Below are 15882 nucleotides of genomic sequence, written 5' to 3' on the forward strand. Positions count from 1 at the left end.
TGGCTATTCATGACCCTTGTGGTTGTTGATTTTTACTTGATGGATATAAATTTAAAATGCTGATGAGGATAAACCCCCATCGAGGGGAATAGTAATTCCCGTTATATAACTCGCACATTCTGAAGCTAAAAATACAACGAGATTAGCAAATTCTTCAGTCGTACCAATTCGATTCATGGGAATTGTTCTGAGAATTCCTTCTCGGATTAAATCTGGGGTCGTTCCCTCCTTTTTGGCATAAATTTCTAAATATTCTCGATGTCTAGGGGTGTCAATAACGCCGGGGTTAACACTATTAATTAAAACATTATAGGGGGCGGTTTGTCTAGCTACTGATTTGGTAAAATTCATTAAAGCTGCATTGACAACACCCGATTTAACTAAACGAGGAGATGGCTCTTTTCCCGATGTCCCAATGATATTAACAATTCTTCCCCAATGTTGTTTTTTCATAATCGGTAACACTAAATTGGTTAAGCGAATATAACCCATTAATTTTCCTTGAAAAACGTTTAACCAATCTTCATCGGAAAGGTTTTCAATTAAATTATCAGCAAAGTTAGCTCCTTCAGAATTATTGACTAAAATGTCAATTTTGCCATATTGATTTAAAGAGTCCTGTATTAATTGTTCAGAATCTTGAGCTTGATGGACATCAGCCACTAAACGCAGAATTTCTTGGACAGGATAAGCTTGAGCCAGAGATTGATAAGCTTGTTCTAAGCGTTGGGAATTGCGACCACAAATAATTAAGTGACAGCCTTCTTCTGCTAATTTTTCAGCAATGGTAAACCCAATTCCTGCACTACTTCCCGTAATCAAAGCCACTTTATCTTTTAATCCTAAATCCATAAACTTTGTCCTAGCATTTTGAGGTTAAACTTAAAATCATAAAACGAACTAAATTAAAATTTTAATCAAATTAATATCTTGTTTCGATGAATTATATCCCTTTTTTAAAACTTTTGAAGGAGCATAATAAATTTGACCATATTCTAAAAACTGTCCTTCATTTTCTATGGAGATTTCTAATTTTCCATTCAAAATAAATCCGATTTCTTCTTGCTCACCTTGATGTGGGGGAATGGAATAACCAGAAGGGATTTTCATCATGACAATTTCAAACCAAGAACCCTTAACAGATTGACAAGGTAAATGAGTGATTTTATCTTGGTTGTTGGATAGTGTTAATAAAACATCTTCTGACGGTAAAGCAGAGGTAATCCGTTTAAGATCAAATCCAATCATCGGTTCTGATAAAGGATTAAAAGCACCATGAGGAATATTGCCATCAGCTATATAAACATCTTGCAAAGGTCTTAAGGGTTTAATCAAATCTTTAATATACAGTTCTAGTTCTGCTGAGAATACCATGCCAATTTGACTTTCAGGATGTTGGTGGGATTCAAGTTTAGCATTAGGAGCTATAACGTATAATTGAAAAATGGTATCTTGGCATTGAAAAACCTCTAATTCTACATGAGGATTGAGTTTAATAGGCTTGGGAATTGGGAAAAATTTAGACATGATTTTAGGGGACAAGTTCAAAATGAAATTGAAATTTAAACTCTCAATTATTTTTCTGTGATGAAGGCAACTATTTTCATCGGATAGGGAGCTTTTTTAGGTATGCACAGGTAAATAAATACTTTGAATCATGGTGTTTTCCTTTTTGTGAAATAAAGACCAACTCATCTCAATTTTACCATATTGTGAAATAAATTCTAAATCATATTCTCGGAGGGCATTTTCATTGGTAATGGCTAAATCTGCCAACCCTTGTTTAACTTGAATAGCGGCCACACTGGTAGAATTGACAAATTTGATTTTAATCTTATTTTGATTCAGGTCGCCAGGTAATAAATAAGGAAGTAAAGGAAGAGGAGCGGGATGAGTAACCAGGGTACAATTTTCTAAAACGATTTCTTCATTTTTTCGCTTGGCTAATCCGTAAACGGGTGTGGGATAGGTGAAGATAAAACCTAGTTTAAACCTCGGTTCCATATAGAAATCATTAATTTTTTCATAGGCATGGGGGACTAACGCCAAATCTATCTGATTTTCGAGTAAAGATTCCTTTAAATCTGTAAAGCTATCAAATAAATGACTATTAACCGAAATCTGTTGTAATTTCCATTGAGAAATTAGATAATTTAAGGTTTGTTCACTACTGGTTTCTTTTGGACCCAAAGTGCCAACGCTTAAGGTTTTGACATCAAGCTGGGGATAACACAATTCCATTGAAAACTTTAACATGGTTTTAAGGCTCCTGAATTTTTAAGGGTGGATAAATTAGGATTTCCGGTACAAAATAAAACAATTTCAAGTTCAGCAATTAAAAATTTTACCAACTCATCAACGGCGGCTTCTGATTCAATCGCTGCTACGAGAAACGGACGAGCCAACCCTCCTAAATCGGCTCCTAGAGCGATAGATTTGGCAATATCTAAGCCATTTTTTAAGCCCCCAGAAGCAATTAAAGGAATGGTTGAATTCATCGACCGAATGGCGGTAATACATTCAGCCGTAGGTAAACCCCAATCGGCAAAAACTTGTCCGAGATGCCTTTGTCTGTTGTCTTTGGCTCTTTGGCTTTCGACTTTAGCCCAGGACGTGCCTCCGGCTCCCGCCACATCAATCGCGGCGACTCCGGCTTCAATTAATTGTTTGGCCATCACCGCAGAGATGCCATTTCCGACTTCTTTGGCGATGACAGGAACGGGTAATTGAGCGCAAATTTGCTGAATTTTAGCGAGTAACCCTTTAAAATTAGAATCGCCTCCCGATTGCACCCATTCTTGTAAAGGATTGAGATGCAGAATTAAGGCATCAGCTTCTAATAATTCCACCAATTTTAAACAGTCTTCTAAACCGCAGCCGTAATTTAACTGTACAGCCCCTAAATTCGCTAACAGGAGAATATCCGGCGCCAGAGAACGGACTGCAAAGGTCGGCGCTAATTCCGGTTGTTCGAGTGCAATGCGTTGAGAACCCACCCCCATCGCTAAACCATAGCGTTGAGCGACCGTTGCCAATCGAGTATTGACTAAATGGGCTAATTCTGTTCCTCCGGTCATGGAAGAGATGAGAATTGGAGCTTTTAAAGATTTCCCTAAAAAGGTTGTCCCCAGTTCAATATCGCTACGGTCAAGTTCAGGAAGACAACAATGGGTAAAACGATATTTTTCTAAACCGCTTGTAAGTTGTTGAAATTCTACATCTTTTTCGATACAAACTCGCAGATGTTCACTTTTACGATTTTCAATTTCACTGGGAAGATTAGGTGATGGCATAGTTGTTATCAAGCAGGAGGGTTAAACATTAAGTTGAGGTTAAAAATCAAGTTCTGAAAGCAGTTCATCTAATTCTGCCTGATTAAGATCCGCATCGGGAAAATCCGATGGAGTATAGCCTCCTTCTACCGATAAACAATGGTTAATCAGGCTTTCTAAAGAATCTCGATAGGCAGCGGCTAAATTTTTGATCGTTGTTTGATGATGAAAATTTTCACTATATTGCCATTCCATATCAAGTTGCCCATCAACCACAATTCCATGAATCGCAATTAAATGGGAACGTTGTCCCAAAGGACTATGAATGGAACCAGTGGATTCTTGAGATAATTTCCAGCCTATCTCGCCGATTTGATGGCTGGTAAATTGACCTAAATAATTAAAGCTGACTTGAGCTTTAGGGTAATTTTTTAACGGGGATTGAATCGTTAAATCTGAATTCAGATAATATCCAATTCCATAATCAAACCCTCGATTCGGAATTTGTCGTAATTGCTCTTTAATGGACTTGAGACATTCACCCGGATGGTCAAGATTTTCTAAGGTCAAAAAGACGGGAAAAATACTGGTAAACCAACCCACAGTTCTAGATAAATTTACGGATTCAATTACATTCTCTCTTCCATGACCCTCCATGTCAAGCAAAAGTCCATAATTTCCTGTCCAATGACCGAAAGCTTGGACTAAAGCGGTCAATAGAATATCATTAATTTGGGTGTTATAAGCTTGCGGAACCTCCTGTAAGAGTAAGCGGGTTTGTTCTTCGGTTAAGGTGAAAGAGACCGTTTTTGCATGGGCAACAATGTTGGACTGAGCTTCACCTTGACGGTCTAAAGGAAGAGGACAAATTGAGGGAAACTCACGGTTTAGCCAATACTTGAATTGAGCGTAAAACTCTGGGGTTTTAGCATAGTTTTGCAGTTCCTCAGCCCAAGTTTTAAAAGAACTGGTTTTAGGAGGAAGTTGCAGGGGCTTGTGGTTTTCTAATTGCTGGTAAATAGTGACGAAATCTTCGAGGATAATCCGCCAAGAAATTCCATCTACTGCTAAATGATGAATTACAATTAACATTTTTCCACTCTCACCCAAGGCGAAGAAAACCACCGCCATTAAGGGACCTTCCTCTAAGTTGAGTACCCGTTGTTGAACCTCGGAAATTTCTGCCATCTTGGTTAATTGTTCATCGCAAGATAGATGGGATAAATCCACCTTTTCAAAAGCAAAATTATTGCAATCATCGCTGTGATTTTGTTGCCATTGTTCCCCTTTATGAACAAACCGTAACCGCAAAGCATCATGGTGATAGAGTAATTTAGAAATAGTTTTTTTTAATAAATCTGGTTGTAGATTATTGGGAACCTCTAACAAGATAGATTGATTAAAGTGATGACGTTCGGGCCAGTTTTGTTCAAAAAACCATTTTTGAATCGGAGTTAAGGGGACGTGACCGATGACTAAATCCTGTGTGGTTTGATTAACCGAAACTCGCTCCGCTACGGTGGCTAATTGAGCGATAGTTTGATGACTAAATAATTGTTTAGGAGTAATTTGTAATCCCGCTTGATTAGCTTGAGCAATAATTTGAATGGCTAAGATAGAATCTCCTCCCAACTCAAAAAAGTTATCGTTAATACTAATATTTTTAAGTCCTAAAACCCTTTGCCAAATTGCAGCGAGAATGCGTTCTTTTTCTGTACCTGGACTGAGATTGAGGGCAGCTTCATCCTCTAATTCTAGTGTAGGTTGTGGGAGAGCGCAACGATCAATTTTACCATTAGCGGTTAGGGTAAAAGCGTCTAACAAAACGAAGAAAGCAGGAACCATATATTGAGGTAACTTTTCTTGCAAAAATAGACGCAATTGAGAAACAGTTAAGTTTTGAGAGGCAATCACATAAGCACATAAACGTTTAACGCCGGGTTGATCTTCTCTGGCAATAATAATCGCTTCTTTAACTTGGGGATGTTGATTGAGAACGGTTTCAATTTCCCCTAATTCAATTCTAAAACCTCTAATCTTAACTTGATGATCAATGCGACCCACAAATTCAATTTGTCCGTCGTTTCCATAACGAACTAAATCACCGGTTTTGTAAAGGCGATCACTGAGTTTTTGACTAAAAGGATTGGCAATAAATTTAGAATCGGTTAACTCTGGACGGTTGAGATATCCTTTAGCTAATCCTGAACCACCAATGTATAATTCTCCTGGAATTCCAATCGGTACAGGTTGTTGATATTGATCTAAAATATAGACCTGAGTATTGCTAATGGGACGACCAATAGGCGGTGCTTTTTCGGTTAATAAATCTGGGGTTATTTTAACAGATGTTGTAACAACAGTATTTTCAGTCGGACCATAGTTGTTGACTAATGTAAAGGGAATGGAGGTAGGGGGAAAATCATTGAGTTTATCTCCTCCAGTTAACATTAATCTTAATGGACAATTGGGAGACCAATCTAGGGGAATTAGGGTTTCTGCAAGAGGAGTGGGTAAGAAAGAAACGGTGATTTTTTTGGCAATTAACCACTCTTGCAGTTGTTTCGGTGATGTTAGCAAATCTGGGGGAACAATCGCCAGACACGCCCCCGCTGTTAAATAAGGCCAAATTTCCCAAACTGAAGCATCAAAGGCAATTCCAGCTAATTGAGTGACTCGATCAATTGTTGTAATATCAAAGGCGTTTTGATGCCAAGAAACTAGGTTTAATAAACTTTGATGTTGAATTAAAACTCCCTTGGGTTTTCCAGTGGAACCAGAAGTATAAATGACATAAGCTAAATTCTCAGATGTCATCGGATGGAGGAGATTATCTTGCGGATGATGATCAAGAATTTTCCCATCCTGATCTAAACAAAATATTGTTCCTAAATAGTTGGGTAAAGTGTCAACTAAGTTTTCCTGAGTTAATAACACCGATACGGCAGAATCTTCTAACATATAAGCTAGACGTTCTGATGGATAGTTCGGATCTAAAGGAATATAAGCTGCACCCGCTTTAAGAATGCCTAAAAGTCCGATGATCATCAAAACAGAACGCTCGATACAGATTCCTACTAAGTCCTCGGTTTTAACGCCTAAGTTTTGCAAATAATAAGCGAGTTGATTGGCTTTTTGATTTAACTGTTCATAGGTCAAAGATTTTTCTCCATCGATGACCGCTATAGCATCAGGTGTTTTAACAACCTGTTCTTCAAATAACTGATGAATACAGTAATGATCAGGATAAGACGTTTGAGTTTGATTCCATTCTACTAATAATTGTTGTTCTTCCGATTCAGTCAGTAACGGTAATTCCCCGACGGTTTGCTGAGGATTGGCTACAATTCCCTTTAATAAAGTTTGGAAATGACCTACCATGCGGGTAATTCTTTCTGGGGTAAATAGGTCGCTATCATATTCCCAAAAACCTTCTAAATAAGCTCCTTTTTCGGTTTCGATTTCCTCTAAAACTAAGCTGAGATCAAATTTAATTCTCTGGTTTTCAACGGCTAGATATTGAGCTTTTAAATTGGGTAATTCTAAAGCATTGAGGGGGGCATTTTGCAGCGCAAACATTACCTGAAATAAGGGATTATAACTTAAACTTCGTTCGATTTCTAACCCATCAACCACTTGCTCAAAGGGTACATCTTGATTGGCATAAGCTTCTAAAACAACATTGCGAGCTTGCTGTAATAATCCTGAAAAAGTCGGATTTCCTTCTAGGGAATTCCGCAGCACTAAAGTATTGACAAAAAAACCAATCAAAGGTTCAATTTCTTGTCGGTTTCGGTTGGCGGTGGGTGTCCCGATTAAAATATCATCTTGGCCACTATAACGGAAGAGTAAAGTGTTTAAAGCAGCCAGTAAGGTCATAAATAAAGTCACCCCCGACTTTTGGCTCAAAAGTTTCAGTTTTTCGGTGAGTTCTGAGTTAATTTGAAACGAGATACTATGACCTCGAAAATTGGCAGTAGCTGGACGGGGTTTATCGGTTGGAAGTTCTAATAAAGGAGGAGCGCCCGTTAATTGTTTTTTCCAATAATTTAACTGATTTTCTAAGATTTCACCTTGTAACCATTGTCTTTGCCATACCGCAAAATCCGCATATTGTATAGGTAATTCGGGTAAATCTACGGTTGAATTGGATAAAAGTGCTTGATAAAATTTAGATAATTCTTTAAATAAAATGCTTTTTGACCAACCATCGATAATAATATGATGGAAGACGTTGACTAAAATATAATTTTCATATCCCAGATCAAACAGAGTACATCGTAATAGGGGAGATTGAGTTAAATCAAAGGGTTTTTGTAGTTCTTTAATAATCTGTTTGTCAATTTGCTCTTGGGGGATATCTTTTAAATTAACAACTAATAATTTAATCTTCAGAGATGGAGCAATTTTTTGAATAGGTTTTCCTTCAACCATTGGAAAGCTTGTCCGTAAGCTCTCATGGCGTTGAATAATAGCATTAATCGTTTGCTCTAAAATATCAATGTTTAAGCGTCCCGTTAAACGGATGGTTAGGGCTTCATTATAAGCTGGATTTTGCCGATCCATCTGATGGAGAAACCACATTCTCTGTTGAGCAAAAGATAGAGGTAACTCTTCAGTTCGGGCAACGGGATCAATAACCGATTCAAGGGGTTTAGACGGTGTTGTTGCGCTTCTTAAAAAAGTGAGAATTTCTGGTTTTCTTGTCCTGATTTCTTGCTTAATTTCTGGTGTCATTGCTCCTTGGGGAGCTTGATATTTTAACTTTTCTTCCTCAAGCCAAAGCTTGATGTCTAAACTATTTAAGTAAGATAAAAATTCTGCGACTTTCATTAATAGTATCCTTTTCCTTAATTAATGTTCTGGTATTTTTGGAATGGGGGTGATGTTTGGCTGGGTTCAGTAGCCCTAACTTGAGCTACTGTTAGAAATCCAATCAACTTGATTCGTCTATTTTTATCGGTTTATTGCCTCTAAATATTGTTTTTTAATGCTGTGTAAATTACGAGGTTCGTTCTTAGGAGAAAACAGCCCATCAGTCTCCCATTTACTGGCATCCAAACTAATTGCCCAAGCATTTAACCAGGGGTGTTCGTTAATTTTAGTTAACAGTTCGGGACTGGTATCCTCTAAGGCAATTTGAAAAATGACTTGAGCAAATTCTTCTAATAATTTTAAGCTGGCTCGATAAGCTTCTATGATTTCAGCTTCGGTTTTATTAGATTGTAAATTCCGGGTTCGCAGTTCATTCACAAAGGGGATTGCTAAGTAATCAATAAATTCAAAGCTAACCCGACCCAGGGATTGATTTGCCCAATCTCGGAATAGTTGTTGTATTCGATAGGAAAGAGGGAAAAATTCTGCATTAATCTGTTGAACTTTCATCTTAAGTTCCGGGTCAAGGAAGATGGAATTAAACATCATTAAGCAACCAAATGTCCATCCAGCTAACGTATCCCAGATCATTTTTGTTGCCATCACTATCCCATTTCCCATACAGTTGTAGTAATTTTGGATATTAAAGGTTAACCCATCGTGATAGGTTAAATAAAAGTGATTGGCATCGTCAACTCTTTCGGGAGTTAGTTGACCTTTAAGGTCAAGTTCAATCATTTGGGTGGTTAAAGAATTGCCAAAACCAATACTATCTGAACCAGGGGAATAAAAAGGATCGGGAAATAAACCGGCTTCACCAACACAAGTCCAACGATCAAAGGAAAAGACTTGTTTGGAGGAGTAACTATATTTCGGCATCTTTCTAAAGTCTTCAGGGGATTTACCTTCTAAATGAGCCGCTAAAACGGGTTCATTTTCCCTTAACCACTGCAAGGCTAATTCATAGTTATGATAATTTTTTAACGGGTGAATATCTTGACGAGTCACAATGCCAATACTGGTATAACCTGTGGATAAAGGAATTAACCAAACCCAGTATCCTTCACCGCATAAATGATTTGTAGAATAATAACGGTTGTTATTAGGAACACGCCGATGCCATTTTTCTTCACTGGCTGGCACAAAATTGCTGACATCAAAACGACACTCAACTCGGAACCAAACCGCACTGTAATTATTATGATTAGGTTTCGCTAAACCGAGTTTCTTCTGTATAAATCGACGGCGACCCATCGCATCGACAACCCATCGGGATTTAATACAATGAGTTTTTTGATTCGCTCCACTACCTTGAGTATAAATAATTTTATGCTGTTGCTGTAGCCCTTCAGCAAACTCGATGTCTTGAACTGAACAACTTTCCTTAAGATCAATTCCAGCTTCAATATTAAATTGGCGTAAATCATTTTCTAATTTCCCCCGATCAATTTGATAAGATTTAGGATCATGAAACTCTGATAATCCCAGTTCAGGTCTTTTATGAAATTCAGTTTCTTGAGGTTTGAAAAAATAACGTAATCCCAGTTTAGATAAATGTTGATTGTTAAAATAATCGGTTAACTGCAGCGTATTTGCTAAATAAAAAGCACCAACTTCAACGGTTGATTCCCCCACTTTAAAACCAGCTTCGGGTAAAGGACGAGCCATTTTATCAAGAACAACAACGGAAAGATTAGGTTGTTTAAGTTTTAACTGTCTCGCTAAGGTTAAACCCGCTAATCCACCACCACAAATTGCCACATCATAGTCTGTTTCCGAACTAAAATTGTCAGCTTGTTCACGCAATAAAACGATGAGTTCTTCTTTATGCTCTTTCAATTGTTCGAGTAAATCGGGAGTCATAACACCTTGAGGAGAACGATAGCGCAGCTTATCCCCTTCCATCCAAATTGTCACACCTAAATGATTCAGATCCGATAAAAATTCAACTGTTTTCATAAATTTAAGTCCCTCAAAGACTAAATACTATAGACCAAACAAAAATTATCAATGGCGGGGAGTCGGTGGTTATTGTTAAAGTCAGTTACTATGGGAGCAACCGCTTACATACTCCACAAAAAGACTGTTTGGCTACTTGTAGCACATTCTGGATGATAAATTTTAGTGATGGATACAATTTTTTACATTTTTTCCAAAATGGCTCTGAAAAGCTTAAATTTTAGTTAAGCTATTTTCATAATTCTCCTTCTTCATAATTTTCTGAGGCTGTTGTCATAACTTTACCACTTTTGGATAGACTGTGACTATTTTTGGCTACATTAAGCACCTCAATCGTTTGAGTTAAACTGGCAACGGTGGGGTATTCTAATAAACTGTGCAAAGACAATTCTACCGAGAAAACATCCCGTAAACGAGAAATAACTTGACTCGCCAGTAAAGAATGTCCTCCTAGTTCAAAGAAATTGTCATGAATTCCAATTTGAGATAAATTTAACACCTTTTGCCAAATGTTAGCAACTTGACGTTCAGCTTCCGTTCTGGGTGCTATCAATTCGTTATTTTCTTTGCCTTGGAGTTCCTTGAGTAATTGCCGCTTATCAATATCTCCATTATCCTTGATAGGGAGGGATTGCCGCAGCACCAGGGGACATTTATAGGACGTTCCAAATCGATCTTTTAGACTAACATGATTAGGTAGATTGACCGATTGAACTGTAGATTTACGGGTGTAATAAGCCGTTAACTTTTGGCATCCTTCAGACCTAGATGTGAAACGATTAATCTTGCTATTACTCCCATCTAAACCGATTATTAATTGTCTTTGGTTGTGATATAAACTGGTTAGAAATGAGTCTAAACCTTGCCGTACTGTCATATCATAATACCCTTGAGATCGGGTTATGTATTGCATCTGATAACCTTGGCTAATCCCAGTTTCTTGCCAAGTTGTCCAACTGTAACAATAACTGGGGAACAAATTCTTATATTTTTGATAGCTGTTCAAAGACTCAAGGAAACTATTAGCCGCCGCATAGGAACCCAAAGCCGCTCCTCCAAAAAAACTAGCCAAGGAAGAAAAACTAATAAAAACTCCCTGAGATTCTTTGAGGAGTTGATTTAAAACCCAAGTTCCTATTACTTTAGGACGAAGAATTGTCGATAAACCCTCTTGATTTTCGTCCAGAAGTAAACAATCTTTGTAAATTCCAGCCAGATGAATCACCCCATTAAGTTCTCCTTGCCATTGTCTTTTTACCTGTTCTACAGTCTGTTTAACTTGAGGGAAATTAGCCACATCTACCGCTTGATAAATTACTTCTCCCCCAAGGTTTTCTAAAGCTTGGAGACTTTTTATTTTTAAGGATAATTGATCTTCGGTTTTGAGGTACTCACTCCAAAGGTGTTTTTCTGGTAAAGGTGTTTTTCCAATTAACAGTAAACGAGCTTGATAATTTTTGAGCAAATACTGAGCAATTTGTCTGCCAATCCCCCCTAGTCCTCCAGTAATCAGATAAATTCCCCCTGATTTAAAGGGTAATTCCTGTTGGGTGTGTTGAAGTAAATTGACTTTTTCCAAACCTGCGATTAAACGTTTCCCGTTGCGATAGGCAATTTCTCTTTCCTTGGATAAAACCGATAGTTCTTGCAGCAGATAACTGACATTAATTTCGGTTTGATCCAGGGGTAAATCAACATGACGAGTATTTAACCAAGGAAGTTCTTGAGCTAGGGTTTTGATCAGTCCTAAAACTGGAGATTTTTCATAGGCAATTTTATCGGTTTCTATGACCAATTGACTATAACTAGAAACAAATAGCAATTGAATTTTTGAGTTAAAATCATGAGTTTTAGCTAAAGCTTGAACTAGAAATAATAAATCATAGGTTCCTTTTTCTAGTGCTTTTTCTAACTGTTCAATTGTTGAAATTTCTCCCTGATAGTCTTGATAAGTCCCCAGATGAATAATATTGCTAAGGATAATTTTTCGCTCGGATAAAGATGCCATTAACTGTTGATAATGATTGGCTGTCCCGGGTCTGAGGGTATAGCAATTTTGACTGATTTGAGAAAATTCTTCCGCTGCTAAAACCGTGATACAGGGTAAGTTTTGCCCTTGAATTTTTTCTGCTAAAGATGCTCCTAAACCCAAGCAATCCAGAAAAATTAAACTACAATACTTGGAAAGTTCGGGTTTTAAGTTAACTGGAGATCGAGGTTTCCAAACTTTCTGGTAAAACCAATCAGGAATGGTTTGATCGTTTTCTAATAAAATATCTATTTCTTTTAAAATAGAATTAAATTCTCCATTTCCAAACCGTTTTGTTAATTGCGATCGCTGAATTTTACCAATGGAAGTTTTAGGAATTTCAGTTTTATTTAAGGGGATTAAATATTCAGGATTAACGCCAAAACTGTTAATTACTTTTCGTCTAATCTTTTTCAGAAGTTCCGCTAGATGCTGGTGATCAAAGGTTTCTGCACTAAAAAATAAAGCTAATTGATCGGTACTATTCCTAGGATCATAAACAGCACAAGCGGCTGTGTAGGACGCTTGTACTTCTTCAATAGTTTCCACTACAGTTTCAATTTCATGGCTATAATAATTAACTCCATTAATAATAATGGTTTCTTTACTTCTTCCAGTGATAACTAAATGACCGTTACTAATAAATGCTAAATCTCCTGTCTTAAACCAGCCATCTTTTAAGAAAGCGTCTTGATTTGCTTCTGGGTTTTTATAATACCCGGGTGAAACTGCATGACCTTTAACTTGTAAATGACCAATGGTTTCTTCTGGTAATAGGGAATTATCAGCATTAACAATTCTAATCGATATTCCTGGGATGGGTAATCCTAAATCCGTAAAGGTTGCACCATTGGGATGTTCAGGATGGACTCGTTTTAAGGAAGAATTCAAGGAGGATTTATCAACCGTATGAAAGAGTAATGGCTGTTGTTCTGTCGGCTGATAATAGGTAATTCCTGACCCCATTTCTGCCATCCCAAAAGCAGGACGCATCGCCGTTTTTTTCAGATTATATTGAAGATGAAGGGTGTTAATAAATTCTCCAACTGCTTGACCAGAAACGGCTTCACCCGCTGCCAAAAAGAATTTGACACAATCTAAATTCCAATTTTGATCCGGTTCTTTTTTTAAAGCTTCATTGATCAAATTATAAGCAAAATTAGGAGCCCAACTATGGGTAATTCGATATTGAGCAATTAAATCTAACCAATTCAAAGGACGACCTAATATATATTCAGTTTGAACATAAACCATTTGGCATCCTAACTCGACACAGCGAATATTCCAGTCTGAAATACTTCCAATATGATCAAAAGGAAGCCAATTAAGAATAATATCGTCGTTTTGATGTTCACAAATGATGTTTGTTCCTCGCGCACGAGAGATGACATTTTTATGGGTTAATGAGATACATTTCGGTATTCCTGTACTGCCTGATGTTAGATTAAAGAACGCAATATCATCCGGTTGACTAATATGAGTCTGATGGGGAGAATAAGTTTTTAATTCTTCAATAAAACTCAATCTTAAGGTTTGATTAGGCAACCATTGTTTTAAATGTTTTATCTCTTGCTGACGGGATTGATTGGTGATAATAATAGGCTCATCTAACAACTGCCAAACTTGAGAAATTTTATGAATTTCATTATTAAAATCTTTATAGCTGGGTGGCACTGAAATAATAACAGGAATAAATCCTCCTAAAAGACACCCCCAAAATGCGGAAATGATATCATAGTTTTCCGATAGCTGAAGAATTACTTTATCTTGAGCTTGTAAACCCTGCTTTTGTAATCCGGCTTGTATTTGTTGAGCTTCTTCCCATAATTGTTGATAGGATTGAAAAACTTCTGATCCATTAGATTGAATATAAATAATCCCTTTATTTGAATAATTTTCAGCAGCTTTTTGGAGGATTTCTGCCAAGGTTTTAGTTTGAAGTTCAGATTCTTCTAAAAGCTGTCCGTGACTGATTCCAGCTTGAGTGTTAGAAGTGTGAATCACCAGATGAATCGGGGTTTCAGATTTTTGATGATCATTTTTTTTCTCTATTTTTAAGGGCAATAATTCTGATAGATGTAGGGGTAAAATTTTGTTCTTTTTAGAAGTCATGACGACAGCGACTTGATCGACATCTGACAAAGAGCCTAGTTTTTCTTCTGTTTCCTGAACTTGATGATCATCGATAATTTCAATATTCTTTAATGCAGTTTCATCGACATCACCGCTATCGGTTAAGGGTAAACTGGAAATCTGCACATAGATATTAGGTAGAAGATTGTCCGGTAACTGAGACTGTAAATCGGAGGACAATTGTTCAGAATTCCAAGCTCCAGAGGAAACGATATAGGCGACTAATTCCCCCTCCCGTACCATAAAATAGCAATCTTCAATTAAGGGATTTGATAAAAATACTTCTGCTAATTTCTGACAATTTAATTGTGGATTTTTGTGTTCTGTCCTCATACCTAATATCCTCGATTCTGTGTACAGGCCAATTCAACCCTGAATTGCATCACTGTCTGAGCTATCAGAGCATATCTCATTCGGGCTAGGATAGTCAAGATATTTTCGAGGACGATTGTTAAGCTTTTCGTAATTTAAATTGCCTGTTGAGATGAGGTACTTATGCAAGAGGCAAGACTCCCCCCAACTTTCCCACTTCCGGGGGGTGGGGGAGATTCGGCTAATCCAAGAATAAGGGATTTAGATCCGTCTGAGCTTAGTCCATTAGTCGGCTCGTTTAATCCCCTCTCCCAAGAATGATCAGGAGTAGCAAAATAAGGTTCTTCCTTACTTGGTATGGTTCGATAGGGGGGCATAAATCGACTAAATCTTTATCTGGCAAGAGATTTAATTGATTAGTTCGCTCCAGATCGCAAACAATTGACAAAAATTGCGGTAATGTCTGTTTCTATAAGGGTTTCATCCCTTATAACCCCCGTCCATTGCATAACACAAACCGAAGAACCCAAAATAAAAATCTACTCCTAGTTTCTCACTCAACTCTTGATGTCCAATAAATTCTTTGACCTTGTCACAAGGGTCGATTTTTCTTTTGTCAGAGGGAATCTCTTGGAAAAGTTTTTCTGCCACTAGATTGCTTTTACTTTAGCTTAGTTTTGATAGATCATTTGATAAGTAATAGGACAAAATTAACTTCTTGGAACACAATATCTAAAGCTCTGCCTTAAAATAGCATTAGTATTCAGGTAGAACCTAAAGAGAGCGTTCCCCGGTTCTACTTGGGAACTAGATATTACTCGGACTCTATTGGAGGACTTGAGGACGATTTACTTGAATATAGTAAAATGTAGAATTAGAGAGGGAAGTTATCGTTTTTCTAAGATAACTCGACCGACTTCTCTGCAACAGAAAGCGTTATATTTATTAGGGGTTTCCTTAATTTGTAGCCAGTAACGAGCGGCACAAATTCTCTTAATCCCTGTCACAGCACAGGTTATGGCCTTTTGTCAACGGGGAAGTCTAGATCTTTAACAAATCTAATTGCACCGAAAGATTAATTTAACCTTGATCTGTCGGGACTGATTTCTTAACCTTTTAATAAATTGATTTTTCCTCCAGTCAGGCTAGAATCAGTAGGATTAGCATCCAAGATAATCGGGGTAACTTTGGTTAATCTGGGGCAATGTAGCCTAAAAAAACGCCAAAAATAGTCAAATTTAGACTTGAGTGGCTTCTTACTAACTGTTTAATCTATTATTTAGGTATTAGACTCTATGGCTA

At 37.3% G+C, this 15882-nt stretch carries 7 protein-coding genes and 2 pseudogenes; all 9 read right to left on the reverse strand.

What is annotated here, in order from left to right:
• Nucleotides 1-51 precede the first annotated feature (51 nt).
• On the reverse strand, nt 52-852 hold the full coding sequence (locus PN470_RS15835; protein ID WP_052275367.1) for an SDR family oxidoreductase: 801 nt from the start codon (nt 850-852) through the stop codon (nt 52-54).
• 48 nt (nt 853-900) lie between these two features.
• Nucleotides 901-1527, reverse strand: a complete 627-nt coding sequence (locus tag PN470_RS15840; protein ID WP_052278347.1) for a cupin domain-containing protein — start codon at nt 1525-1527, stop codon at nt 901-903.
• A 96-nt stretch (nt 1528-1623) separates the two neighbouring features.
• Nucleotides 1624-2256: a LysR family transcriptional regulator gene (locus PN470_RS15845; RefSeq protein ID WP_012267922.1), complete on the reverse strand. Its 633-nt coding sequence runs from the start codon at nt 2254-2256 to the stop codon at nt 1624-1626.
• The gene (gene fni / locus PN470_RS15850; RefSeq protein WP_052275366.1) at nt 2250-3293 is read right to left on the reverse strand and encodes a type 2 isopentenyl-diphosphate Delta-isomerase; all 1044 of its coding nucleotides are present in this window, start codon (nt 3291-3293) and stop codon (nt 2250-2252) included. The genes PN470_RS15845 and fni overlap by 7 nt, the downstream gene beginning before the upstream one ends.
• 39 nt (nt 3294-3332) lie before the next feature.
• A complete protein-coding gene (locus tag PN470_RS15855) occupies nt 3333-8105 on the reverse strand; it encodes a non-ribosomal peptide synthetase (RefSeq protein WP_272104780.1) in 4773 nt (1590 codons plus the stop codon).
• Nucleotides 8106-8228: 123 nt separating this feature from the next.
• Nucleotides 8229-10106 carry an FAD-dependent monooxygenase gene (locus PN470_RS15860; RefSeq protein ID WP_272104781.1) on the reverse strand — a complete coding sequence of 626 codons (1878 nt, stop codon included), beginning with the start codon at nt 10104-10106 and terminating at the stop codon, nt 8229-8231.
• Between the two features lie 235 nt (nt 10107-10341).
• The gene (locus PN470_RS15865; protein WP_272104782.1) at nt 10342-14601 is read right to left on the reverse strand and encodes a non-ribosomal peptide synthetase; all 4260 of its coding nucleotides are present in this window, start codon (nt 14599-14601) and stop codon (nt 10342-10344) included.
• Between the two features lie 277 nt (nt 14602-14878).
• Nucleotides 14879-15089, reverse strand: a pseudogene (locus PN470_RS22200) (hypothetical protein).
• 19 nt (nt 15090-15108) lie between these two features.
• Nucleotides 15109-15246: pseudogene (locus PN470_RS22390) on the reverse strand (IS30 family transposase); the annotation flags it as partial.
• Nucleotides 15247-15882 lie beyond the last annotated feature (636 nt).

Origin of the sequence: Microcystis sp. CS-574, assembly GCF_028329095.1 — a bacterium.
GTDB lineage: Bacteria > Cyanobacteriota > Cyanobacteriia > Cyanobacteriales > Microcystaceae > Microcystis > Microcystis ichthyoblabe_A.

What these genes read in the sequence shown, in the direction of transcription:
- fni (WP_052275366.1), bottom strand. Translation starts at nt 3,293, where the DNA reads ATGCCATCACCTAATCTTCCCAGTGAAATTGAAAATCGTAAAAGTGAA.
- PN470_RS15855 (WP_272104780.1), bottom strand. Translation starts at nt 8,105, where the DNA reads ATGAAAGTCGCAGAATTTTTATCTTACTTAAATAGTTTAGACATCAAG.
- PN470_RS15865 (WP_272104782.1), bottom strand. Translation starts at nt 14,601, where the DNA reads ATGAGGACAGAACACAAAAATCCACAATTAAATTGTCAGAAATTAGCA.
- PN470_RS15860 (WP_272104781.1), bottom strand. Translation starts at nt 10,106, where the DNA reads ATGAAAACAGTTGAATTTTTATCGGATCTGAATCATTTAGGTGTGACA.
- PN470_RS15840 (WP_052278347.1), bottom strand. Translation starts at nt 1,527, where the DNA reads ATGTCTAAATTTTTCCCAATTCCCAAGCCTATTAAACTCAATCCTCAT.
- PN470_RS15835 (WP_052275367.1), bottom strand. Translation starts at nt 852, where the DNA reads ATGGATTTAGGATTAAAAGATAAAGTGGCTTTGATTACGGGAAGTAGT.
- PN470_RS15845 (WP_012267922.1), bottom strand. Translation starts at nt 2,256, where the DNA reads ATGTTAAAGTTTTCAATGGAATTGTGTTATCCCCAGCTTGATGTCAAA.